At 56.7% G+C, this 22,658-nt stretch carries 21 protein-coding genes; 15 read left to right on the forward strand and 6 right to left on the reverse strand.

Annotated elements, in window-relative coordinates:
• Window positions 1–94: 94 nt before the first annotated feature.
• Window positions 95–1,327: a hypothetical protein gene (locus HC757_RS10980; RefSeq protein ID WP_169564421.1), complete on the reverse strand. Its 1,233-nt coding sequence runs from the start codon at window positions 1,325–1,327 to the stop codon at window positions 95–97.
• Between the two features lie 552 nt (window positions 1,328–1,879).
• Here HC757_RS10980 and HC757_RS10985 point away from each other — a divergent pair.
• A complete protein-coding gene (locus HC757_RS10985; RefSeq protein ID WP_169564556.1) occupies window positions 1,880–2,302 on the forward strand; it encodes a hypothetical protein in 423 nt (140 codons plus the stop codon).
• 32 nt (window positions 2,303–2,334) lie between these two features.
• On the opposite strand, the gene HC757_RS10990 is transcribed toward HC757_RS10985, so the two are convergent.
• Window positions 2,335–2,820, reverse strand: a complete 486-nt coding sequence (locus HC757_RS10990; protein WP_169564422.1) for a hotdog fold domain-containing protein — start codon at window positions 2,818–2,820, stop codon at window positions 2,335–2,337.
• Window positions 2,821–3,065: 245 nt separating this feature from the next.
• Here HC757_RS10990 and HC757_RS10995 point away from each other — a divergent pair, with 245 nt between their 5' ends.
• The 4 genes from HC757_RS10995 to phrB all read left to right on the forward strand — a co-directional run bounded on the left by HC757_RS10995 (window position 3,066) and on the right by phrB (window position 7,838).
• Window positions 3,066–3,992, forward strand: coding sequence for a polyprenyl-phosphate transporter (locus tag HC757_RS10995; RefSeq protein WP_169564423.1), 927 nt, complete (start codon window positions 3,066–3,068; stop codon window positions 3,990–3,992).
• 382 nt (window positions 3,993–4,374) lie between these two features.
• Window positions 4,375–5,379: a YbgA family protein gene (locus HC757_RS11000; protein WP_169564424.1), complete on the forward strand. Its 1,005-nt coding sequence runs from the start codon at window positions 4,375–4,377 to the stop codon at window positions 5,377–5,379.
• A gap of 16 nt (window positions 5,380–5,395) precedes the next feature.
• A complete protein-coding gene (locus tag HC757_RS11005) occupies window positions 5,396–6,382 on the forward strand; it encodes a MerR family transcriptional regulator (RefSeq protein ID WP_169564425.1) in 987 nt (328 codons plus the stop codon).
• Entirely contained in the window at window positions 6,375–7,838 is a 1,464-nt protein-coding gene (phrB, locus tag HC757_RS11010; protein ID WP_169564426.1) for a deoxyribodipyrimidine photo-lyase, read from the forward strand. Before HC757_RS11005 ends, phrB begins: the two co-directional genes overlap by 8 nt.
• A gap of 143 nt (window positions 7,839–7,981) precedes the next feature.
• Here phrB and HC757_RS11015 read toward each other — a convergent pair whose 3' ends face one another.
• Window positions 7,982–8,326, reverse strand: coding sequence for a DUF3634 family protein (locus tag HC757_RS11015; protein ID WP_169564427.1), 345 nt, complete (start codon window positions 8,324–8,326; stop codon window positions 7,982–7,984).
• Window positions 8,327–8,712: 386 nt separating this feature from the next.
• Between HC757_RS11015 and HC757_RS11020 the strand changes: the two genes are divergently transcribed.
• Both HC757_RS11020 and HC757_RS11025 read left to right on the forward strand, forming a co-directional pair.
• Window positions 8,713–10,212, forward strand: coding sequence for an aldehyde dehydrogenase (locus HC757_RS11020; RefSeq protein ID WP_169564428.1), 1,500 nt, complete (start codon window positions 8,713–8,715; stop codon window positions 10,210–10,212).
• A 393-nt stretch (window positions 10,213–10,605) separates the two neighbouring features.
• Window positions 10,606–11,058 carry a DUF3718 domain-containing protein gene (locus HC757_RS11025; RefSeq protein WP_169564429.1) on the forward strand — a complete coding sequence of 151 codons (453 nt, stop codon included), beginning with the start codon at window positions 10,606–10,608 and terminating at the stop codon, window positions 11,056–11,058.
• A 93-nt stretch (window positions 11,059–11,151) separates the two neighbouring features.
• Here the strand turns inward: HC757_RS11025 and HC757_RS11030 are convergent, their stop codons facing one another.
• Together HC757_RS11030 and HC757_RS11035 are read right to left on the reverse strand one after the other, a co-directional pair.
• The gene (locus HC757_RS11030; RefSeq protein ID WP_169564430.1) at window positions 11,152–11,793 is read right to left on the reverse strand and encodes a Vgb family protein; all 642 of its coding nucleotides are present in this window, start codon (window positions 11,791–11,793) and stop codon (window positions 11,152–11,154) included.
• A 36-nt stretch (window positions 11,794–11,829) separates the two neighbouring features.
• Window positions 11,830–13,050 (reverse strand): helix-turn-helix domain-containing protein, encoded by a 1,221-nt coding sequence (locus HC757_RS11035; RefSeq protein WP_169564431.1) that lies wholly within the window; start codon window positions 13,048–13,050, stop codon window positions 11,830–11,832.
• A gap of 185 nt (window positions 13,051–13,235) precedes the next feature.
• Between HC757_RS11035 and HC757_RS11040 the strand changes: the two genes are divergently transcribed.
• From HC757_RS11040 to HC757_RS11055, 4 genes are all read left to right on the forward strand, one after another.
• Window positions 13,236–14,099, forward strand: coding sequence for a sulfurtransferase (locus HC757_RS11040; RefSeq protein WP_169564432.1), 864 nt, complete (start codon window positions 13,236–13,238; stop codon window positions 14,097–14,099).
• Between the two features lie 732 nt (window positions 14,100–14,831).
• Window positions 14,832–15,206 carry a hypothetical protein gene (locus tag HC757_RS11045; protein ID WP_169564433.1) on the forward strand — a complete coding sequence of 125 codons (375 nt, stop codon included), beginning with the start codon at window positions 14,832–14,834 and terminating at the stop codon, window positions 15,204–15,206.
• Window positions 15,207–15,381: 175 nt separating this feature from the next.
• Window positions 15,382–15,738, forward strand: a complete 357-nt coding sequence (locus HC757_RS11050; protein ID WP_169564434.1) for a hypothetical protein — start codon at window positions 15,382–15,384, stop codon at window positions 15,736–15,738.
• A 335-nt stretch (window positions 15,739–16,073) separates the two neighbouring features.
• Window positions 16,074–16,445, forward strand: coding sequence for a hypothetical protein (locus HC757_RS11055; protein ID WP_169564435.1), 372 nt, complete (start codon window positions 16,074–16,076; stop codon window positions 16,443–16,445).
• Window positions 16,446–16,527: 82 nt separating this feature from the next.
• Here HC757_RS11055 and HC757_RS11060 read toward each other — a convergent pair whose 3' ends face one another.
• Complete coding sequence (locus HC757_RS11060; RefSeq protein WP_169564436.1) at window positions 16,528–17,835, reverse strand: NAD(P)/FAD-dependent oxidoreductase; 1,308 nt, start codon at window positions 17,833–17,835, stop codon at window positions 16,528–16,530.
• Between the two features lie 228 nt (window positions 17,836–18,063).
• On the opposite strand from HC757_RS11060, the gene HC757_RS11065 reads away from it, so the two are divergent.
• The 4 genes from HC757_RS11065 to HC757_RS11080 all read left to right on the forward strand — a co-directional run bounded on the left by HC757_RS11065 (window position 18,064) and on the right by HC757_RS11080 (window position 22,571).
• Window positions 18,064–18,612 carry a cupin domain-containing protein gene (locus HC757_RS11065; protein ID WP_169564437.1) on the forward strand — a complete coding sequence of 183 codons (549 nt, stop codon included), beginning with the start codon at window positions 18,064–18,066 and terminating at the stop codon, window positions 18,610–18,612.
• Between the two features lie 365 nt (window positions 18,613–18,977).
• A complete protein-coding gene (locus HC757_RS11070) occupies window positions 18,978–19,751 on the forward strand; it encodes a gamma-glutamyl-gamma-aminobutyrate hydrolase family protein (protein WP_169564438.1) in 774 nt (257 codons plus the stop codon).
• Window positions 19,744–21,099, forward strand: a complete 1,356-nt coding sequence (locus HC757_RS11075; RefSeq protein WP_169564439.1) for a glutamine synthetase family protein — start codon at window positions 19,744–19,746, stop codon at window positions 21,097–21,099. Before HC757_RS11070 ends, HC757_RS11075 begins: the two co-directional genes overlap by 8 nt.
• A gap of 365 nt (window positions 21,100–21,464) precedes the next feature.
• Window positions 21,465–22,571: a polyamine ABC transporter substrate-binding protein gene (locus HC757_RS11080; protein WP_169564440.1), complete on the forward strand. Its 1,107-nt coding sequence runs from the start codon at window positions 21,465–21,467 to the stop codon at window positions 22,569–22,571.
• Window positions 22,572–22,658: the final 87 nt, after the last annotated feature.

Genomic DNA, 22,658 nt, shown 5'->3' on the forward strand with positions numbered 1-22,658 from the left:
GTGTCTGTATCCGGGATAGTCTTGAACTGCTCGTGCATCCCGGGTTATGGGCCGAGTATGGCATCATGCCCTTGGGTCATCCAAGCGCTGCCAGTCAGAAATATTCGATATCCAACTGGTAGAGGTCGGCATCGTCCGACTCGGACTCGTATTTTGCTTCCAAGCTGTAATCCGCGTTACTAACATAGATCTGATCAAAATTGTCTTCGGCATTAGGATACAGGGCCAACATCTGTGCCTTGGTACGGGGGAGCTTGAGCAGGTCGATGATCTCGGCCACATTCTGATTTTTATGTGACTTAGTGAATATATTCTGAGCCAGTCTGGCGCGGCGCAACTCCCCTTGCTCATACTGAACCTGTAAATATTCCCCCAGCAGCCACCAGGCACCAGAATCGGAAAGGTTAAGCTTGTGATATATTCCAATGCTGCTGAGCAACTCGTCCAGCTTAGGTTTATGGGGCAAACTTGCCGGGTTGAGCAGGGAAAAGGTCTGCAGCAGCCGCTTGGTTTCAGCCAACTGAGGCTGAGCTACTTCACTTGTAGCTTTGGGTTTTGCCAGTGTGAAGCCAGTGAGTAATTTGATCGATTCATTCCCGCTCTTGGGGTTAAATGACTCAAATACCAGTTTGAGTTCCTGCCCCTTGTCTTGCAGTCGATATTCCTGCTCGGTACTTTTCTGTAGCCCTCTCAAGTGTGCTTCGGCCTCCTTCAGGCTGGCTTTTTGTGGAACAATACCATTGATTTTCCAGGAAACAGAGTCGAAACCATCACGGTAAGCTATCAGGTTATCGCCGTAACCGCTCATGAATAGGCGGCCAGATTTTATACTGCTGATACGCTCGTTCTGGATAATGAACCACAAGCCGCGGCCATAGCCCAACGCCTGTTCCCCGGATGTCAGCATCACTTCTATGCTGGCAGGGCCTAAGCGTCGTGTTAACTCAGTGGCTTGGGTGTCCAGGGGAATATCGAAGGCGCCGGAACTCAGGGAGATATTGGCCGGCGGCAGAGAGATAGCATCGGCGGTTTGTTGCTGTGAGACTGTTTCTGGAGACTGAAAACTGTAACTCACTACCTCTTGGATACGATATCCCTGGGCATTGTATGGGGTGGTTTGCTCAGATGGTTTTGAGTTGCCTTTGCAGTAACGTATGAAGTCAGCCTCGAAATGACTGAGCTGCTGTGGCTCTTTCAACCCCTGGTAATGTGGATGTAAGACGTGCTGGACATTGGTCAATATGATGGCATCAGCTTTTTGCCGTTGGGCATTCTGTCTCAAGGCTATCAGCGCTTGGGCGACCGCAGCGCTCTGCTCCGGAGGCATGTTTGCATCATAGTTGGTCGCTACACTGGTTGTTTGGACATGGCTTAAGATTTGTGGGGCACATAGGGGGACATTATTTAATATTGGGGGGAGCTCGGCGGCATGCAGAGAATCGGCGTGCTCCGTAACTGCGAAGAGAGGCGTGCTGGAAAATATCCCAACCAGCAGGAAAGATTTATAACGAATTGACATAACAGCTTCTTCCTTGGTGTTATTTTTTCTGTGAGCGAATTGCCACACTGGCTGCGCCGGAACCAGGCAGGCATGAGCTGGCACAGGCAACGGTGATCCAATCAAAACACAATGAAAACACAATAACAATCAATATATAAGCATAAGTTTAACCGCCGAATGCGCGGCTCTATCTAAGTACCCGCAAGCGCCCAACCTGGCCTGGTCCATAGGGAGCAATCAGGACTGGAAACTGATTGTCGCTTGCCATTAAGATGAGCCAGGGTAAACAACAAACTCAGTGACAGGGAAAATGCCAAGCAAGGGCTGCCGTTGCTTGTCTCGTCTTTGTCGGGCTAAGGAAGGGAGATAATGAAGGATATGAACCTGCTCTTGATCATCGCCGGCGGGCTCAGCGCCCTTGCCGCACTGCTGCACCTTGGTTGTATTTACTTCGGTGCTCCCTGGTATCGCTTCTTCGGTGCCGGTGAGCGGATGGCGGCACTGGCCAGTCAAGGCAGTAGCTGGCCTACGCTCATCACCCTGGGCATAGCTTCCATGCTGGGCATCTGGTCACTCTATGCCTTTTCCGCCGCCGGTGTCATAGGCCGCTTACCCTTGCTGCGTACCTGCCTCATCCTCATCGGTTGTATCTATCTCATCCGCGGCATAGGGGGGTTTTACTTTGTGACTATGCCCATGGGCAGGAGTAGCGGCTTTTGGATATGGAGTTCGGGCATCTGTCTCACCCTGGGCTTATGTCACTTGCTCGGATTGAAGCAGCAGTGGGCGCTGCTCTCTTAAGGCCGGCTCTCTCTCGAAAGCCAGCGGCTGCGCTACTGACCCTGCTTGGGTTTCTCCGAGATCCACAACTTGATATGACCTTTGACCACCACCACCCCTTGGGTGTCGTAGGCGGTCACTGCCACCTGCATGTCGCCAGGGACCCACTGTTCTTGAGTTACTTCGGCGACGCACAATATGTCGCTGCCGGCCTTGGCGGTGTAATCCAGGCTCATGCCCTTGGGGATCCAGCGCAAATGCTTGGGGATCGAGGCTTCCGCCATCACCCCCATGGCCATCTCCAGGCCGTTACAGATGGCGATCACATGCACCGTCTTGATGTGGTTATGCACCCCATGGCGTTTCTTGATGAGGCAGTGGCAAAGGTTGGGCCTGAGTTCGGTGATCCTCGGCCTTATGGTGCCGAAGTAGGGCGCCATCCGCGCCACTGTCATGGAGAAGATTTTCTTGCCCAAGGGATAGCCCGCGAGTCTGTTGTACAGGGCGAGCACCTTGTTGGAGGTCTGTTGGCTATTCATGGGCTAGGTCCTTCTTCTACTTCGGGTGTGTCTGCTGCCTCTTCTGGTCGGATGAGCTTAGCATTGAGTCGCACCCGAATGCCAGCTCGCCTCACCCTGGGAAAACTTCCTTTCACAGATCCCGGATGTTGGACGTATAATCGGGCGGATGATTTTCTCGTTGTTTTTAACTGACTGATTGCATGATTGTTTCTAACGGCAGCAGTTGATGACAATCCGCTAGCCATTCTAGACAAGGAAAACCAGTGAAATACTTGCTGACGTATTTAAAGGGCATGGCCATGGGCGCCGCCGATGTGGTACCCGGGGTATCGGGGGGCACCATAGCCTTCATCACAGGGATCCTCGACACTCTGCTCGACAGTGTCAGCCGGATCAAGCCCTCGCTCTGGGGGGTGATCAAGTCTCAGGGGCTGAAGGCCGCTTTCCTGCAGATTAACGGGCCCTTTTTGCTGAGCCTGCTCGCCGGCATACTCACCAGCCTGTTCAGCTTCGCCAAGCTGATTTCCTGGCTGCTGCTGACTCATCCCATTCCCGTCTGGTCCTTCTTCTTTGGGCTTATCATCATTTCCGTCATCCATATGCTCAGGCAGGTAAGGTATTTCTCTTTGCTGCGTTTCGGCTTATTCGGCCTCGGGGTATTGGCGGCCTGGATGATCACTGTGCTCAACCCGGTTGCGCTCGAGCCCTCCTACATCAATATTTTCTTCGGCGGCTCCATCGCCATCTGCGCCATGGTGTTACCCGGGATTTCCGGCAGCTTCATTCTGCTGCTGCTGGGCCTGTATCCTGTGGTGTTGGCGGCGGTCAAGAATGTCGAGCTGGCCATCATAGGAGTGTTTGCCATTGGCGCCCTGGTGGGACTCCTGAGCTTCAGCCGTGTACTGCTGGCCTTGCTGCGCAGCTATCATGATGCCACCATCTTCTTCCTGACCGGGCTGATGCTCGGCACCCTGGGCAAGATCTGGCCATGGAAACTGACCCTCAGCTGGCGCACCAACTCCCATGGTGAGCAAGTGCCGCTGCTGGAGCAAAATCTGTCACCGCTGAACTTCGAGCAGGTCACAGGGCAGCCGCCACAGCTGATGCTTGCCATAGGCTGCATGCTGGCCGGCATCTTGCTGGTATGGGGTCTGGAGCAATTGGGCTCTAAAGATAAGCCCAAACCCTAGGCCGCAGCGACCGGCTCTGGCGCATCCAGAGTCGGTCGGCAGCGAAAGCTTCAGCCCCGGCAACGGCTTTCCTCTAGCCGGCGCTACCGGGCGCGACATAGTCTGAGCCCGGTGCCCTGGCCAAGGCTGGCCACCGCCTTTGTAATATCCCCTGTCCTCAGCACGCTGGTCTTCAATGCTTTTCTCTTCAATGCAGTTGCTTTCGATGCCGCTGTCTTCGATGCTCTTGTCCCAGATGCAGAGCCTGGATAGGCGGGCCCGCGTTTGGATTGAATAAGTGGAGTGCAGAAACTGGTTACAGGCAAATAAACTTATACAAAAACTTGATATTTGTACAAGAGTAAGCCTTAATGAGAGTCAAGGTTATACAAGGGGGCTCATCATGTACAAGTTTAATCCGCAGAAGATCCAGTTGGGGATCAGTGCCTGTCTCCTGGGGCAGAAGGTGCGTTTCGATGCCGGGCATAAGAATTCCGTCTATTGCCAGCAGGAATTGGCGGCCCATTTCGATTTCGTGCCTCTATGCCCGGAAATGGCCATAGGCCTGGGGGCACCGCGCAAGAGCATTCGCCTGGTGCGTGATGATGCACAGATCCTGGTGCAGAGCGCCGATGGCAGTCTGGATGTCACCGACAAGCTGAAGGCCTTCAGTGAGGCCAAGGTCGGGGAGCTGGACTTCCTCGGCGGCTATCTCCTGTGTGCCAAGTCTCCTAGCTGCGGCATGGAACGGGTGACAGAGTATAAGCCCGGGAGCCGCCAGGGTTCCAAGTCCGGGGTCGGGGTGTTTGCCAGGGCACTGATGGCCCGCTATCCCCTGTTGCCTGTGGAAGAGGAAGGGCGGCTGCATGACATGGTGCTGCGGGAAAACTTTTTCACCCGCGTCTATGCCTACCACGACTGGCATTGCCTGCAGCATGACGGCCTGACCAGGCATAAGCTGCTCCAATTCCATGCCCGCTACAAGTACCTGCTGATGGCCCATAGCCCTGCCTGGTATCAGCGCCTCGGGCCCATGCTGGCAAACTTAGGTGCCGGTCCGGGTACCGACATGAGTGCCGCAGATAACACTGGTCAGGACCAGGCATTGGCGCGCGTCGCCGGGCGCTACTTCGAAGGCCTGATGACGGCGCTGAAGCTCAATGCGAGCCGCAGGAATCACACCAGCACGCTGCAACATATCCAGGGCTACTTCAAGCAGCGGCTGAGCAAGGCGCAGAAGTCGGAGTTGACCGCCTGCATAATGAAATACCATGGGGGACTGTTGCCACTCCTGGTGCCCATCACGCTGATCAATCATTACCTGCGCGAGCACCCCACGCCCTATATTCAGCAGCAGGTGTATTTAAATCCCCACCCGGAAAGCCTGAAGTTACGTTATGCCTATTGAGATGAAAGAGACCCGGATGCAGCCAACGATAGATGCAAAAAACCAGACAACACAAGCAACAGCAGATGGCGACAGCGCCGGCTTATACCCTATAGGCGAGGTTTCGCGCCTGACCGGCGTCAATGCCGTGACCCTGCGGGCCTGGCAACGCCGCTTCGGCCTGGTGATCCCCAAGCGCACCCCCAAGGGCCATAGGCTCTACAGCGCAGCCGACATAGCGCAGATCCGGGAGATCTGCCGTTGGCTGGAAAGGGGGGTCGCCATCAGCAAGGTGAAGCCGCTGCTGGCCCCTGGCCCGGCGCAGACAAGCGCGCTGCCGCAAGGGCAGGCCGCAGCCCAGGCCCAGATAGCACAGACGGAATGGCCGGCACTGATGCAGCAGTTGACCCAGGCCTTGCTCGATTTCAATGCCGCCCGCCTGCATGGCCTGCTGGACGCCAATATCGGCCTCTATCCCTTTGGTCTACTGCGGCAGCAACTGTTGCAACCCTGGCTCGATGAGGTGGGGCTCAGGCTCTCCGGGCGCCTCGATGCCAAGCTGCTGTTGAGCTGGCTGTACGATCAGCTCAGTGTCCGTTTCGCCGCGCGCCGCTTAGGTGCCAACAAACAGGCCAGGAAACATTTGCTCCTGCTGCGCCTCTTGCCGTCGGCGGCCCCGGCCGCTGCCATTGGGGATGTCGTGTCCGAGGGGGCTTGGGAGTCCATGCTGGTGGGGGCCGAACTGAGCGAGCTCGGCGTTGGAGTGACGGACTTGGGCGCCCATGACCTCGCCGCCTTGCCGCTGGTGCTCGACAGGTTGAGCCCGGATGCGCTGCTGCTCTTGCCAGGACCAGGCTACAGTGCCGGTGAGCGGGCCAATATCGCCGCACAGTTGGCGGCGTTGCCGCTCGAGTGCCACCTCTATGGCCGTTTTGCTCTGACCCTGAGCGGCTTGGCGCCCTGGAGGCTGACGGAGCTGAGTGCCCTGCTGGCGTCATCCGAGACGGGGGGCGCAGATGAATAGGTCATCGCCACAGGCCCTCGTCTGGTTCAGGCAAGATCTGCGCCTGACGGATAATCAAGCGCTCAGTGCCGCCTGTGACTGGGCCAGAGAAGGTGAGACAGGAGCCGCGGAGGGCAGCACAAAGGTTCGCGCCTTGTATATCGCCACACCCATGCAGTGGCGGGCCCATGATGTGGCGCCCATTCAGCTGGATTTCATCGAGCGGCATCTCAACTTGCTGGCCCAGGGGCTGGCGCGCCTGGGAATAGCGTTGGAACTGGTGCATCTGGACAGCTTCGGGCAGGTGGATGATTTTCTGGCCGCTTATGTGCGAGAGCATGGGATAGGGCGCATCTTTGCCGGTGCCGAACCCGAGTTCAACGAGCGCATGCGTGATCGGCGACTGATGGCCGCCGGCTTGCCCCTGCAGCTGAGTGATGAGCATTGCCTCCTGCCACCCGGCACTGTACTTAACCTCGGCGGCGAGATGTACAAGGTGTTTACCCCCTTTGCCAAGTGCTGGCGCCAGTTGGCGAGCCGAGGTGCGATAGCGCCTCTGCCCATCCCTTCCCCCATGGGGCCGGCATTGGCCGCCCCAGAGCCTTTGCACTTGAGGTGTGACAAGCTATCCAGTCACTTGTGGCCGGCGGGGGAGGACGAGGCGGGTCTTTTGCTGCATGCCTTCGTCGAGCAGCGGCTGCAGGACTATGGTGCCGAGCGCGACTTTCCGGCGCTCGACGGCACCAGTCGCCTGTCGCCCTATCTCGCCATCGGGGTCTTGAGTCCGCGCCAATGTGTCGCTGCCTTGCAGGGGCGTTTCCCGGCGGCGCTGGTCGAAGATACGCCCGCCAAGGTGTGGCTCAACGAACTCATCTGGCGGGAGTTTTACCGCCACCTGCTGGTGGCCTTTCCGCGCCTGTCCAGGGGGGGCAACTTTAATCCGCGGGCAGACAAGTTGCCATGGCGCAATGACAGGGCAGATTTTGCCGCCTGGTGCGAGGGCCGCACCGGCTATCCTTTGGTGGATGCCGCCATGCGGCAACTCAGACAAACCGGTTGGATGCATAATAGATTGCGGATGTTGGTGGCCAGTTTCCTCACCAAACATCTGCTGATCGACTGGCGTTGGGGCGAGCAGTATTTCCGTCGCCACCTGATAGATGGCGATCTGGCGGCCAACAACGGTGGCTGGCAATGGTCGGCGGGCATCGGCTGCGATGCCCAGCCCTATTTCCGTATCTTCAATCCCATGACCCAGAGTGAAAAGTTTGACCCGGATGCCAGCTTCATCCGCAAATATCTTCCCGAGCTGGCGCCCTGGAGCCTGAAGCAGCTGCACCACCCAGAACAGCATGGCAGTGACGAGATGCTCGCTCCGCTTTCAGACAGGACGGCAACTTGCTACCCGCGGCCAATAATAGCCCATGCGGTGGCCAGGGCGCGGGCGCTGGACGTGTTGGGGATGTTGAAAAAGTAGTTGAAAAAGCAGTTGAAAAACCAGTTGAAAAAGCAGTGGATTAACACCAAGGCATAGAAGGGCGACGGCAAGCATAGGCCGCCGAGGGGCGGCGGTCTATGCTCATGAGCCATGTGCTGTCTTGCGGGCAATATCTCGGGGATTCAGCCCGTGAGTTTGCTGCTGTCCGTGGATTTTTTATCGTAATACTCGAACGGGAAGAGGTTGCGTATCATCTGGGTGGTGTTGTCGCTGACATTGGCCGACACATGCAGGCGCACGTCACCCGCTTTCTCGGCCCTGATGGTGCAGCTGAGTTTTTCCGCCTTGGCGATGTTGCGGCAGTCGCGTTCGAATTTTTCCGGGATCTTACCCTTGTGGGACGTCATCCTGCCCTTCTTGAAGTGCATCTCGAACAAGGTTAACGCCTGCTTGCTGCTGAAGATCAACTTGTATACCAGGAAGACGGCTAAGGCGATAAAGCCAATTTTAATTAGGATAGGGGTCATGTCAGCTCCTGCCAAATGGACTGATTTAACCATACTCCGGCGCAGCGGATTTGAACAGTATCCGGAGGAGAAATTTCTCCTGCATGCAGGCAGCGCTTTTTCTGTGACTCGCTGTTTCATCTGCTTTTTTTCCGATCCTTAGCTGTCTTGGCGACAGGAAACCGCCCCGGCCCGAGTCGGCGGCAGGACTCGGTATATTTGCCATCTCATGTCAAAAATAACGAACGTCAAGGGTGTTTATGCCGATTTTTGTCGCAGGAAATACATACTTGTAAAAAATATTGAATTCAGGCTTGGGGTACGACTATTCTGGAGTCATCGACTCGGGTGAGCCAAGCCGTCACCGGCTCATGTCATCCCCTAGCATTTATCAGTAAGAGGTCATCATGAGCACACAGAAAAGCCGCCGCGATTGGGAGAGCCTGGCGGACACCTTGAGCATTCAGGGGCAGGCCTTCATCGATGGGCATTACCAAGAGGCTGCCTCCGGGGCGAGTTTCGACTGTATCAGCCCCATAGATGGCCGCGTCCTGGCCAAGGTGGCCAGCTGCGATCTGGAAGATGCCAACCTCGCCGTCGCCAGTGGCCGGGCGGCCTTCGATGCCGGCAGCTGGTCACGACTGGCACCGGTCAAGCGCAAGCAGGTGATGATCCGCCTCGCCGACTTGCTCGAGGCCAATGCCGACGAACTGGCGCTGCTGGAAACCCTCGACATGGGCAAGCCCATACGTTACGCCAGGGCGGTGGATGTGGCGGGGGCCGCCAGGGCACTGCGTTGGTCCGGTGAAGCCATAGACAAGATTTATGACGAGATTGCCCCCACGGCCCACAACGAGATCGGCATGATCACCCGCGAGCCAGTGGGGGTCGTGGCGGCGATAGTACCCTGGAATTTTCCCCTGCTGATGGCTTGCTGGAAACTGGGGCCGGCGCTCGCCAGCGGCAACAGTGTGGTGCTTAAACCTTCGGAAAAATCCCCCTTGAGCGCCATTCGCCTGGCGCAACTGGCTATCGAAGCCGGGATCCCCGCCGGGGTGCTCAATGTGTTGCCCGGCTTCGGCCATAGCGTCGGCAAGGCGCTGGCGCTGCATATGGACGTGGATACCCTGGTGTTTACCGGCTCGACCAGGACCGCCAAGCAGCTGATGATCTATGCCGGTGAATCCAACATGAAGCGGGTGTGGCTGGAGGCGGGCGGCAAGAGCCCTAATATCGTCTTCAACGATGCCCCGGATCTGAAGGCCGCCGCGGTAGCCGCGGCCTCGGCCATCGCCTTCAACCAGGGGGAAGTCTGCACCGCAGGCTCGCGCCTCTTGGTGGAATCCGGGGTCAAGGACGAGCTTGTTCGCCTCATCGCCGCCGAGCTGCAGGCTTGGCAGCCAGGGCACCCGCTCGATCCCGCCACCACCTGTGGCGCCTTGGTGGATAAGCAGCAGCTGGAGACTGTGCTGGGTTACATTCAGGCGGGTCGGGACGAGGGGGCCAGCCTGGTGCAGGGCGGCGCCCGGGTGCTGGCGGAAACCGGCGGCCTCTATGTGCAGCCGACCATTTTCGCCGGGGTGCATAACAGGATGAAAATCGCCTGTGAAGAGATCTTCGGCCCGGTATTGTCTGTCATCACGTTCGACGGCATGGAGCAGGCGATAGCGATAGCCAACGATAGCATCTATGGCCTGGCGGCCGGGGTCTGGACCTCGGACATCAACAAGGCCCACAAGACGGCCAAGGCCCTGCGTGCCGGCATGGTGTGGATCAACCACTATGACGGTGGCGACATGACGGCGCCCTTCGGTGGCTATAAACAGTCCGGCAACGGCAGGGATAAGTCCTTACATGCCTTTGATAAGTACACAGAGATTAAGGCGACCTGGATAGCCTTGAGCTAGCTTTTGAATCTGCTCTGACGGTTTAACGCCTGCCTCGACTATTCCTTGTATCCCTCGGCTTGGGTGTTAAGGGATGGTCGTCACCGGCTGTAGCGGTTCACCGCGGGAAAGGATAGCGGCATGCCCAATAGCCGGCTCGAATGGCCGGGAATCCATGCCAATAGCCGAGGAAATATATTGTTACCTTTGGCAATACATTGTCACCATATGCCTTCTCAGCCGCATCATGATGTTCCCCTGTCGACACTATACTTTATAGGCTATCTCTGTCCGCTGCGCAGCGTTTCATCCATTGGACAAAATTCGACATTCTGAAAACAATCGCTGGTTAATCAAATGGTTGGTGATTGTGAAACCTACTCTTGTGTTATGGCCTTAATGCGCAGGGACAAGATGGCAAGTGTTGGTTGTGAAATGAAATCGGCTATCGCATTGATGATATTGGAGGTTGAGATGAAATCTTACCTTGTTATTTCTACATTGCTACTGAGTGGTTGGGCGATTGATACACAAGCTGAAAACTATGTTTTCGTGGCTGCAGATCATAAACCAGAAACAAAAATTTGTGTTTTGGCTGGCAGTAATCAACAGCCCAAACTTCGGCTTCAGATGAATGCTTACAGTAATCTTCTAAGATTTACGACTAACAACATCATTTGTAATGACATGAGTCTGACCCAATTTGCCTATCGTTATGGCGCCATGGATTCGTACGCCTATTTGAATCGATTTACCAGAAGTTACAATAAGGTCAAGGAAAGGGTCACTATCCGTGATATTGCCGCAGTGCCCGGCAGCAAAGCAGATAGTGATGACACTGTTTTTGTTTATGTATCAGCAAAATAGTAGGATGACGGCCTGAAGCCGGCATGGGCTTCAGGCTTTTTTCAATCGCAACTTCGGGCGCAGGAGCCGCTCAATTAACGGGTTTGTCCATGCCTATTCCCGGCGGCTCCCCGGACGGCGAACCACTCTCAGTTTGCCGCTGCTTCCGCCGCCACAAAAGAAACGGGTATCGCCGTCAGACTCCAGCCCAGACACGCCGGTCCCACTGGGCATCGCCAGCCGTTCCAGCACTTCTCCGGTCTGAGCATCCACTCGCCTCAACTCGCTCTCTTCATCTTCCCAGGTGCCGTGCCAGAGTTCGTGGTCAACCCAGGTGACTCCGGTCACGAAGCGATTGGATTCTATGGTATTGAGGATCTTCCCTGTTTCCGGGTCGACTCTATGTATCTTCCGATTCTGATACTGTCCCACCCAGAGCGTTCCTTCGGCCCAGGCGAGCCCCGAGTTGCCGCCGTCGGGTGCCGGGATGGTGGCGAGTACCCGGCCTGTGTCCGGATCGAGTTTCTGGATGCTATCCTCGGCGATCTGAAACAGATGTTGGCCATCAAAAGCCGTCCCCGCATGGGCCGGGACCTGGATAGAGCGCAGCGTCTGCCCAGTTGCAGGATTCAGGGCGTTGAGCCTGTCTCCCGATGCAAACCAGACTTGCCGGCCGTCATAGCTGACTCCATGCACGCCATCGACACCGGGAAAAGGTCCGTATTCACAGATGATTTCGGCCGTTCTTGGTTTCATGTTTTGTTCCTCATGGTTTGATTCTACGCCCCCATTCTAGTCGCTCGGCAATGGACCCGGGAGTAACAAAGTTGTCGTGAATCCCGGCACCGAGGGGAGCAGCCAACGACGCGCCCGCCCGCGCCCGAAAGCGTGCACCTTGCCCGCCGCCGCGAGCGAGTCGAGCGTGCGTTGCACCGTGCGCTGACTGGTGCCCAACACCAGGGCGAGTGCCGAGCTCGACCAGGCTTCACCGTCGGCGAGCAAGGCGAGTATCTGCGCATGTTTATCTTCAATGGGCCGCGCCAATACCAGTATCTCGTCGGTATTGTGTGGCAGCAGGATAAAGCCCCGTTTGGTCGCGCTCACCCCGGCAAGGGGCCCGAGCGCGGTGCGCAGCCGCCCGAGTTCAACCCGTAAGCGTGCTCTATGGGACTCATCGGCAAGCGTCAATCTGAAGGCGCGCGCGATCAGCGCGTCCCTGGGAACGTCCTCGGGCCAAGCTTCTGCCAGCGCCCGGGCGAGGGCGAATAACACCGGGCGTGTTGCCAGGCAGACCTGGTTGCACCTATCCCGCAGCAGATGACGGCAGGCGTCCACTATCAAGGCCTTGGATGCCAGCAACGCCTCTACGTCCTCGAGCAGCAGGAGCCGTTCCTCGCCATGGGCAATCAGGCGCGCGGCCGGGGTGTCCAGGAGGAGACCTGCGCTTTTTACTTCCGCCGTCAGTAGCGGGTTATGTGCTTGGTGTGCGGCGTCTTCGGCTCGCTCGAGTGCCATTCGTGCCGCCTTAGTCTGCAGGCGGCGTATCGCGAGCCCTGCAACAACCAGCTCGTGGGCGGCTGTAAAGGTGGGAGGGAAGGGCCCTGGGTCCAGCTTGGCGAGTGTCTGTTCGGTCTCGTCGAGGCGCCCCATGAGGAGTTGGCGCCGACTCTCGAGATGCAGTGCATAGGCGGCATTGATGTGGTCGCCGCTTCTCTGCAGGGTTGCTCGCGCGGCGTCGAGCGTCTTGGCGGGCCAGCCGAGATCGCGTGAGATCAGGGCTATCTCGGCTTCGGCGACCACACACCTGGCGCGGGCCACAGACTGCTTCGGCCCGAAGGTGCGCGCCGCACTGCGCAACAGCTCCCTGGCTCGCACGACATCGCCGAGCTGTGCCATGGCAATGCCGCGCAGCGCCAGCGCCGGCGCGTCGTCACGCAGGGCGACCCGCTTCAAGGCACCTAGGGGATCACCTGCGGCCAAGGCCTGTGCTGCGGCTGTGATCAGTGAGTCCATGGATATCCTGTCATGCGCGTTACTCCCATCCTTCGGTGCCCTTGCTAATCTAGCTCACGAGCGTTAATGAGTACAAGTGTGAGCCCATGGTTCGAGTGAGACTCAGGGCGCGGCGCGGTCAGCAGGGTGTCATCTGCCGCCGCATTAGGTTATGTTAACTAAATGAAATGCAACAAGGAGATACCATGAACTATCCATTGGTTAGCACGGCCTGGCTCGAGGCCCATCTGCAAGACGAGAAGCTGGTGTTGCTCGATGCCAGCATGGATACAGTCATAGGCAAGGAGCCGCTGATCTACGACCGGCTGGTGTGCATCCCAGGGGCGCGCAGGTTCGAGCTGGAGCGCCAATTCTGCGATTTGCAGTCGAGCCAAATTCACGCCCTGCCAACCGAGGCGCAATTCAGTCTGGGCATACAGGCGCTGGGCATAGCGCCGGACAGCCTGGTGGTGATCTATGACAACCAGGGGATCTACGCTTCGCCCCGCGCCTGGTGGACCTTCAGGGTGATGGGCTTTGACAACGTCTTTGTGCTCGATGGCGGCCTGCCCCAATGGCTGGCCGAGGGCCGCAAAACCGTGAATGAGTATCAGGCCGTCGACGAGACTGCCAAGGGCAATGCCGTTGGTCATTACCGGCCGCAGTTGGTGTGTGATTCGGCCGAGGTGCTCAGGCGGCTGGACGATGCCGGCACGGCGATTTTCGATGCCCGCGGCGCGGCGCGTTTCCAGGGCAAGGCGCCCGAGCCCAGGGCCGGGGTGCGCTCCGGGCATATTCCTCATTCCCACAATCTGCCCTTCACCGAGGTGCTGGACGGTTACAGACTCAGGCCGGTTGCCGAGTTGCGCCGGCGTTTCGCCGAGCTGAGCGGCGATGATGCAGATACAGGCAAGAGGTGCATCTGCAGTTGTGGCTCGGGGATCACCGCCTGCATCCTGATCCTGGCGTTGGAGGCTGCCGGTTATGATCATGCCGTACTCTATGATGGCTCCTGGGCCGACTGGGGCAGCAATCACGCCCTGCCGCTCGAGACGGATTTGGGAAAGTGAGGCAGCATGGCGCCTGGCAGCTTAGGCATAACCAGGCGAGCCTGGAGCGCTAAGCTAAGTCAGAAGTGAACACCAGTTCCCCTTGGTCACTTACTCACTCAAAGTAGCAAATTTTCTGGTGACAAGCGAAGTCACAGTTTGCGGATCACCCCTTCGAAGTTGTCGAAGGGCGTTGAAGAAAATGCCGTAAGGCTCGCATGGATGCGAGGCTAGCTTTCGAGGTACAGGATGTACCATCGGAAGCGCTAGTCATTTTCGAATAAGCACGAGGCTGGTACCTAATGCAGGTAACTTCGTGGGGCGTCATGGAGGATGCAAGGAGGATAAGGACGAGCAGTCCTCCTTGCCCGGGTGTGGGCGGGCAGCCCACGACTTTCTCGGCCGCAAGGCCGTTCTTTAAGCAAGGACATGCTAGTTTAAGAGCTTAGTCAGCCACTAAGCGCATGGCTGGTGACAACATAAGACGTTTACTCCTTCCCCCGGAAATCCTGTGCCAGAGTGCCTATTTCGGTATTCCTCCTGGACTTTAACGTCAGGCCTGAAACAGGCATCTGAAAATGCTAACAATGCGCAAGCGTGTTTAGCTGGATATCTTGGACCCCAAAGGCTAAGAGCCTAAACTATGCAGCCTGCTTTACAGAACAGTGGTTTGTGCTAGATTGGAGTGAGTAGATAAATAATGTACATATACGTATGCGCACTATTAAGCTGTTATGTTGAAAGGAAGCATAAATGAACGAAAAAGACCCTTGGAAGAATAATACGGTAACAAATAAAAATACACTTTGGTTAGTTGTCGCGAGTGTACTTCTTATTTTGTATGTTTCTTCGGGTGATAAAATCCCTGCCCAACACTCTGAAAATATTCAGGCTGAGGCAGAAAAAATTGTGGCTATAAATCCCAGTCAAAATGCTATTGAGCTATGTAGGGAGCAGGTTAGCGATATGACATATTATACAAAAGAGCGTCTTACTTATGTCGGTAGCGATGCCGGAAATGTAGTAATTACATATCTCAATGATTTTGACAAAGTATACAAGTTCAAATGTGTAGGTAATAAAGTAAAACTCTACGCAGAAGGTTCTAGGACATGGATTCCTATGTGATTGCAATATACAAGTTTTTTGGTATGTATTTAGTGTTTACGGCATTTTTGTATTGAGTTCTCTGTTTAAGGTGCTTTATAGGATATAGCTCAGCCCTAGGTTGGGTTGAGTAAGGTAGTGTACATATACGCTGCGCACTACTAAAGTGATCATTTTTTAAACTAAGGATAAAACAATGAGCAATACAAAGTTCTTAATAATCTACCTCATCGTAATGGTGCTAACTTATTTCTGGCGATTTGCATTTGTTGGAGCCGCATTTGGGGATGGTGCAGATATTGAGGGTATGGGGAATGCCATGAATACCATCATGTTCTTGTCATATGCTGTTATGGCTTATGTGGCATATAGCCGGGGAAAAACTATTGGTAAGGGTTATTTAGTCGCCTTTCCTATCGTTGGTGCAGTGTTCGACCTAATTTTGATTTTTATTCCTTTTGTCCCAACAATAATGAACATCATTACTATTGTTTTAGGTATGCCAGATAGCAAGCCTGCTGAAGTTCCCCACCAAGAAGAACATAACACTTAATAAGGCCAGCCAGAGGGACGTTAACACTACTATGAATATTTCCGAGTTAGAGAGAAAGATAAGCCTCTGTTTGAAGCGTTAATGTCACAGCGAGCCATGGATGCCCGACTCACAGTACAATCTGCTTGCGTCGAACCGGTTCCCCTGCATTGAGGTTGATGCTTCCGCCTGATTCATCGGCTGGCGTCGGGCCTATGCTGTTCGCATCGTTCGCGGGAAAACCGACAGTTTTTCGCCTGCCCAGGTGCGATACCCTGCGCTGGAGTATAATTAGGATCAATGATTTAGGGCTTTAGTCGTTGCTCTGTTTGCTCTGTTGCTAAGGGGGCTGGTTTATGAGTCTGCTAATTTTTCTCTTCGGGGTCCTGATCGCCCTGGCCGGAGCTTGGTTGTTGCTCAGGCCAGAGTCTCTGTTCGGACTGCTCATTCGACATGGGCGCTCGTTCGGACTCTATCTTTTTGCCATCTTGATCCGGCTGTTGCTTGGGGCCGTGCTCATACAGGGGGCGCCGGACAGTCGCTTTCCGCTGCTGTTGCTGATCTTGGGGGCAATAAGCCTGGTCGCCGCCTCGGCCCTGGCTTTCATGGGGCAGACCCGATTCCACAAGCTGCTCGAATGGGCCGTTAAGCTCGCCCCTGACTACCGCGTCGTGGCCGGCATGCTGGTGCTCTTGTTCGGTGTTTTCCTCATGTATGCCGTGTACTGATGTCCGTATCTATGGTCCCTGTACCCATGATCCCTGCAGGCATGAGCCATGCCAGGTTGCCAAGGCGCACTTGGCTCCAGGGCTAAAACAGCTCTCGGAACTTGTGATACAGCATGCCGAGCGCCAGCATGGGGGATCTCAGCGCCGGGCCGCCGGGGAAGGTCATGTGTTGGACCCTGGCGAAGATGTCGAAGCGCTCCGCCTGGGCGGTCAGGGCCTCGGCGATGAGCCTGGCCGCCATATGGGTGGCGTTCAGCCCATGGCCAGAGTAGGCCTGGGCATAGAGGATATTGGGCGCATCCGGCAGACGACCTATCTGCGGCAGGCGGTTGGCGCCTATGCCCATCATGCCGCCCCATTGATAATCTATGCGCACGCCTTTGAGGCGGGGGAATACCCGCTCCAGTCTGGGTCTCAGGGCGGCCCCTATGTCTTTGGGATCTTTGCCCGAGTAAGTGCATAGACCACCGAACAGCAGGCGCCTGTCCTGGGACAGGTGGAAATAGTCCAGGTCGATGCGCATGTCGGCGAACGCCATGTCGTGTGGAATGATGGCGTCACACTGGGCCTGACTCAGGGGAGCGGTCGCCAGCAAATAGCTGCCGGCGGGCAAGATCTTGCCTCCTATGTGAGGCTCGAGCCTATGGCCCATGTAGGCATTGCCGGCCAATACCAGGTAGCGGCAGTTGACTTCCCCCTTGGCGGTGATGACTCTGGGTCTGTCCCCCTTGATGATTTTCTCCGCCGCGCTGTATTCGAACAGCTTTACCCCCAGCGCCTTGGCAACTCCGGCCTCACCCAGCACCAGGTTCAGTGGATGCAGATGACCACTGCCCATATCCAGCAGGGCGCCTTGGTAGGTATCCGAGCCTATCACCCCGTGGACTCGGCTGCGGTCCAGCAGCTCGGTTTTATACAGGTAACCGGCATCCTGCAGTGCCGCCTGCTCCCGGGCCAGCGCCTGCATGTGTCTGGGTTTGAGTGCCAGATCGCAATAGCCCAGGCGCAGATTACAGTCTATGTCATTGTCGGCGATGCGCCGCTTGACCAGTTCCACCGCCTCCAAGCCCATCTGCTGAATGGCGCGTACGCCATCGCGGCCGATTTCATTGCTGAATTGCGCCAGGTCATGGCCTATGCCCCGGATAAGCTCGCCGCCGTTGCGCCCGGATGCGCCCCAGCCGATGCGTTTGGCCTCGAGCAAGGCCACGCCGAAGCCCTTCTGGGCCAGCTCTATGGCGGTATTGATCCCGCTGAAGCCACCCCCGATCACACAGACATCGACCTCCAGGCTTTCGCTCAGCTGCGGCTGTTCGCACCTGGGATTGGCGCTGGCGACATAATAGGATTCCGGGTAGGCGTGGCTATGCCCCCGGTTCGTGCGTGGCATCATGGTTCCCAAGAATTGTTTTTCCCATAAAGCTCAGTATACTCGTCAGCTTTTGCACACTTTAACTGACAGGTGTTCGTTTTATTTAACACAGTTTTTGTGTAGAATACAATTCGGTCCGAGTGACTCGGCCATGCCGGGGTATGCCGGCGTCGGGTGCCCGCGAGGGCATGGAGTCAAGTATTTTTGTCCGGGCCCAGGCTTGGAACCTCTTGGGGGATGTTGGATTTGGATATTGGAGCCAGCCTCAAAACTGTCCGAAAAATGAAAGGCTTATCTCAGCGTGAACTCGCCAAACGCGCCGGGGTAACCAACAGCACTATCTCTATGATAGAGAAGAACAGTGTCAGTCCCTCGGTCAGCTCGCTGAAAAAAGTCCTGGCTGGGATCCCCATGTCGCTGGTGGATTTCTTCTCCATCGAAACCGCTGCCATAGGCGAACCCAAGGTCGTCTACCGTGCGGATGAGTTGCTCGACATAGGCACAGGGGCACTGGAGCTTAAGCTCATAGGCCGTGACTACCCCAACAGGGCTATGTCCGTGTTGAGCGAAACCTATCCGCCGGGCGCGGATACCGGCGAAGAAATGCTTAAACATCAAGGTGAAGAAGCGGCCATGGTGATAGCAGGCCGGTTGGAACTCACAGTAGGTGACGAAGTGTACCTGCTGCAGGCGGGTGACAGCTATTACTTCAACAGCGAATCTCCCCACAGATTCCGTAACCCCTTCGATGAACCCTGTCGCCTAGTCAGCGCCACCACGCCGGCCAATTTCTAGGCGCTGCAAGCTTTTCCCCTCTTCTCAGTCCCCGTATTGGGCGGCGCTCCCAGGGCCTTAGGCCCGGTAAATAGGCCTGGTAAAGAATATCGGCTCAAGCGGCGGCGCCCGGTGGTTTTTCGGCTCCGGGCCGGGCGCAGCAGACTCGCCCAGGTCGACATCCGCCGACCGAACGGCGCCGCCGGACCGCGCATTATCATCTAAACTCATAGTGCTAAAGTGTAAGAATAATCGCCAGTTAGCCGCGTGGTTAACATTTGGATAACTTCTTGCTTGGGCGAATTTTCCCGTGTACTGTGTGAAAAAGTGAACATTAAACGAGCAAGTGTTCATTATGATATTCATGGCTATGCTGAAGGTGATATATGTCGGGCGCTGAGCTTCCTATCATAGGTGTTGTGGCTTGCAACCAGACGTTGGGTCTGCATCCTTTTAATATTGTTGGTGAGAAATATCTGTTGGCGATAGTCGAGGGCGCCGGAGGCTGGCCCCTGCTCGTGCCTTCCCTCGGCGAGGGGGCGCCGATTTCCGCCATACTTGCTCGCCTGGATGGCCTCCTCTTCACCGGCTCGCCATCGAACGTCGAGCCGCGGCATTACGCAGGTCCGGCGAGCGAGCCCGGCACCCTGCACGATGCCAAACGCGATGCCAGCACTTTGCCGCTGATCCGCGCCGCCATAGATGCCGGCATTCCCGTGTTCGGCATCTGTCGAGGTTTCCAGGAAATGAATGTGGTGTTCGGTGGCAGCCTGCAGCAGAAGCTGCATGAGGCCGGGACCTATATCGAACACAGGGAGGACAAGAGGGCGCCACTGGAAGTGCAATACGCCCCGGCCCATGGCATCAGGGTGGAACCCGGGGGACTGATCCACCAGGCCTGGGGCCGCGGCTCAGCAGAAGTGAATTCTGTCCATACCCAAGGCGTAGCGCGTTTGGGTGCAGGGTTGCGGCCGGAAGCGTATGCGCCGGATGGTCTGGTGGAGGCTTTCTCCGTCGCCAATGCAAGAGAATTCGCCCTTGGCGTGCAATGGCATCCCGAATGGAAGGTGAGTGAAAATCCTTTTTATCTGTCTATTTTCAACGCCTTTGGTGATGCATGCAGACGCAGGGCAGCAGCGCGAGTGAAATCATATGGATAAGCTAATCGCTTTTTTGAAAGAGAAGAAAATCACGGAAGTAGAGTGTGTCATCAGTGACATGACAGGCATAGCCCGCGGCAAGATAGCGCCGGTAGACAAGTTCCTGGCCGAGAAGGGCATGCGTCTGCCCGAGAGTGTGCTGTTGCAAACCGTGACCGGCGACTTTGTCGACGACGAGGCCTATTATAAGCTGCTCGACGATGCCGATATCGACTTCGACTGTGTCCCGGATCAGAATGCCGTGTTCCTGCTGCCCTGGACGGTCGAGGCCACGGCGCAGGTGATCCACGATACCTATGACAAGATGGGCAACCCCATCGAACTGTCACCGCGCAACGTGCTCAAGAAAGTGCTCAAGCTCTACGATGAGCAAGGCTGGCAACCCGTGGTGGCGCCGGAAATGGAGTTCTACCTGACCAGCCGCAGCGACGATCATGACCTGCCGCTCAAGCCCCCGGTCGGCCGCTCAGGTCGCCCCGAGGCCGGGCGTCAGTCTTTTTCCATCGACGCCGCCAACGAATACGATCCCCTGTTCGAAGACATGTATGACTGGTGTGAGGCCCAGGGACTGGAGATAGATACCCTGATCCATGAGGATGGTCCGGCGCAGATGGAGATCAACTTCAGCCACGGCAATCCACTGGAGCTGGCCGATCAGGTGTTTGTGTTTAAACGCACCCTCAGGGAGGCGGCGCTGAAACACAATGTCTGTGCAACCTTCATGGCGAAACCTGTGACCAATGAGCCAGGCAGCGCCATGCACCTGCACCAGAGCGTGCTGAATAAGGAGACGGGCACGAATATCTTCACCAACGATGATGGCACCAAGAGCTCCTTGTTTCTCAGCTACATAGGCGGACTGCAACAATTCATTCCCGAGCTGTTGCCTCTGATGGCCCCCAGTGTCAATTCCTTCCGGCGTTTCCTGCCTGGCACCTCGGCCCCGGTGAACCTGGAGTGGGGCGATGAGAACCGCACCTGTGGTCTGCGCATCCCCGAGTCATCGCCGCAGAATCGCCGCATCGAGAACCGCATTCCCGGCGCCGATTCCAACTGTTACCTGGCCATCGCCGCCAGCTTGCTCTGTGGCTACATAGGCATGGTCGACAAGCTCAAGCCTTCGACCCCGGTGCAGGGCAAGGCCAATGAGAGCCGCAGCAACAACACCCACAACCTGCCGCTGACCCTGGAAGAGGCGCTGGCGGCGATGGAAGCCAGTGCTGCCTGCAAACAGTATCTGGGCGAGGCATTTACCACAGGCTTCGTGGCGGTCAAGCAGGCCGAGTTGGAAAACTTCAGGCGGGTGGTCAGTTCCTGGGAGCGGGAATTTTTACTCCTGACGGTATAGGCGCTGAGGGTGAACCTGGGATAGCAATGCACGCCTTTGGGGCATGCATGCCCCCAGGCGACACCTGTGGCGGTCAATTTTTTCACGGCGACAGTCGCCGCATGGGCGGGAGACGCGGCGCAGCGCGGCATCTGGCCCTTATGGCCGAGGTCGCTAAAGTTGGCATGGAAACTGACTGAGATTTAACCGCGGCACTGCCGCACCCGGGTGTCGCTTGTCTTCTAGACTGAGGTAATGATGGCAGCGACGGCAGTGCCTGTGGGTTGCGTGAGCCGGCATAGGGCAGTCACAAGAATAACCTGCGCCGCCGGCGCTCCAAGACGGCGGGTTCCCGCGCTTGTCTCTAGCCGATGGAAGGAGAAAACATGAAACTATTCAACCGAGTGACCATCCTGGCGCTGGTGACCGCGAGCCTACTGTCTGCGGGCCTGGCCCGGGCCGAAGATGAGAAAATAGTGCGTGTCTACAACTGGTCAGACTATATCGCCGAAGATACCTTGGATAACTTCAGGCAGGCCACGGGGATCAGGGCCATCTATGATGTGTTCGACAGCAACGAAGTGCTGGAGGCCAAGTTGCTCTCGGGCCGCAGCGGTTACGATATAGTGGTGCCTTCCAACCACTTCCTGGCCAAGCAGATCAAGGCCGGTGCCTTCATGAAGCTGGATAAGTCCAAGCTGACCAACTACAAGAATCTCAATGCCGAATTGATGCAGCAGCTGCAGAAGGCTGATCCGGGCAACGAGTATGCCGTGCCTTATCTCTGGGGCACCAATGGCATAGGTTACAACCTGGACAAGGTCAAGGCGGTGCTGGGTGACGACGCCCCGGTCGATTCCATGGCGCTGATGTTTGACCCCAAGTATGCCGCCAAGCTGGCCAAGTGCGGCATGGCCATGCTGGACTCGGCCGACGACATGGTGCCCCAGGCCCTGTTGTATCTTGGGCTGGATCCCAACAGCACCAGGCCTGGGGATTACGAGAAGGCGGGGGAGGTGTTGGAGAAGATCCGCCCCTATGTGACCTACTTCCATTCCTCGCGCTACATCTCGGATCTCGCCAACGGTGACATATGCGTGGCCTTCGGCTTCTCCGGCGACGTGTTCCAGGCGGCGGCCCGGGCCAAAGAGGCGGGCAATGGCCAGAGGATAGGTTATGCCATTCCCAGGGAGGGCGCCAACCTCTGGTTCGACATGCTGGCCATCCCGGCCGATGCGGCCAATGCCGACAATGCCCTGGCCTTCATAGATTACCTGCTGCGCCCCGAGGTGATCGCCTCCATCACCAATTATGTGTCCTATGCCAATCCCAACGACCCGGCCCAGGCGCTGGTCGATGCGGCCATACGCAACGACCCGTCCATCTATCCCTCCAAGGAAGTGCAGAGCAAGCTCTACATAGGCGAGATCCGGCCATTGAAAATCCAGCGGGTGATGACCCGCGTCTGGACCAAGGTCAAGTCAGGCAGGTAAGGCGCAGGGGCATGGCCGGCGCCTGGTCTCATTCAAGTCGCTGGACTAGCCTGTCTGGAATCCCAAGTCGCAGACCCCAATGACATT

This window comes from Shewanella salipaludis (assembly GCF_012911865.1).
GTDB classification, from domain to species: domain Bacteria; phylum Pseudomonadota; class Gammaproteobacteria; order Enterobacterales; family Shewanellaceae; genus Shewanella; species Shewanella salipaludis.

Bases quoted from the DNA above. Each gene is read 5' to 3' on its own strand.
- HC757_RS10980 (WP_169564421.1), bottom strand. From the start codon at position 1,327: ATGCCTCCGGAGCAGAGCGCTGCGGTCGCCCAAGCGCTGATAGCCTTG.
- HC757_RS10985 (WP_169564556.1), top strand. From the start codon at position 1,880: ATGAACCTGCTCTTGATCATCGCCGGCGGGCTCAGCGCCCTTGCCGCA.
- HC757_RS10990 (WP_169564422.1), bottom strand. From the start codon at position 2,820: ATGAATAGCCAACAGACCTCCAACAAGGTGCTCGCCCTGTACAACAGA.
- HC757_RS11000 (WP_169564424.1), top strand. From the start codon at position 4,375: ATGTACAAGTTTAATCCGCAGAAGATCCAGTTGGGGATCAGTGCCTGT.
- HC757_RS11005 (WP_169564425.1), top strand. From the start codon at position 5,396: ATGCAGCCAACGATAGATGCAAAAAACCAGACAACACAAGCAACAGCA.
- phrB (WP_169564426.1), top strand. From the start codon at position 6,375: ATGAATAGGTCATCGCCACAGGCCCTCGTCTGGTTCAGGCAAGATCTG.
- HC757_RS11015 (WP_169564427.1), bottom strand. From the start codon at position 8,326: ATGACCCCTATCCTAATTAAAATTGGCTTTATCGCCTTAGCCGTCTTC.
- HC757_RS11020 (WP_169564428.1), top strand. From the start codon at position 8,713: ATGAGCACACAGAAAAGCCGCCGCGATTGGGAGAGCCTGGCGGACACC.
- HC757_RS11025 (WP_169564429.1), top strand. From the start codon at position 10,606: ATGGCAAGTGTTGGTTGTGAAATGAAATCGGCTATCGCATTGATGATA.
- HC757_RS11030 (WP_169564430.1), bottom strand. From the start codon at position 11,793: ATGAAACCAAGAACGGCCGAAATCATCTGTGAATACGGACCTTTTCCC.
- HC757_RS11035 (WP_169564431.1), bottom strand. From the start codon at position 13,050: ATGGACTCACTGATCACAGCCGCAGCACAGGCCTTGGCCGCAGGTGAT.
- HC757_RS11040 (WP_169564432.1), top strand. From the start codon at position 13,236: ATGAACTATCCATTGGTTAGCACGGCCTGGCTCGAGGCCCATCTGCAA.
- HC757_RS11045 (WP_169564433.1), top strand. From the start codon at position 14,832: ATGAACGAAAAAGACCCTTGGAAGAATAATACGGTAACAAATAAAAAT.
- HC757_RS11050 (WP_169564434.1), top strand. From the start codon at position 15,382: ATGAGCAATACAAAGTTCTTAATAATCTACCTCATCGTAATGGTGCTA.
- HC757_RS11055 (WP_169564435.1), top strand. From the start codon at position 16,074: ATGAGTCTGCTAATTTTTCTCTTCGGGGTCCTGATCGCCCTGGCCGGA.
- HC757_RS11060 (WP_169564436.1), bottom strand. From the start codon at position 17,835: ATGCCACGCACGAACCGGGGGCATAGCCACGCCTACCCGGAATCCTAT.
- HC757_RS11070 (WP_169564438.1), top strand. From the start codon at position 18,978: ATGTCGGGCGCTGAGCTTCCTATCATAGGTGTTGTGGCTTGCAACCAG.
- HC757_RS11075 (WP_169564439.1), top strand. From the start codon at position 19,744: ATGGATAAGCTAATCGCTTTTTTGAAAGAGAAGAAAATCACGGAAGTA.
- HC757_RS11080 (WP_169564440.1), top strand. From the start codon at position 21,465: ATGAAACTATTCAACCGAGTGACCATCCTGGCGCTGGTGACCGCGAGC.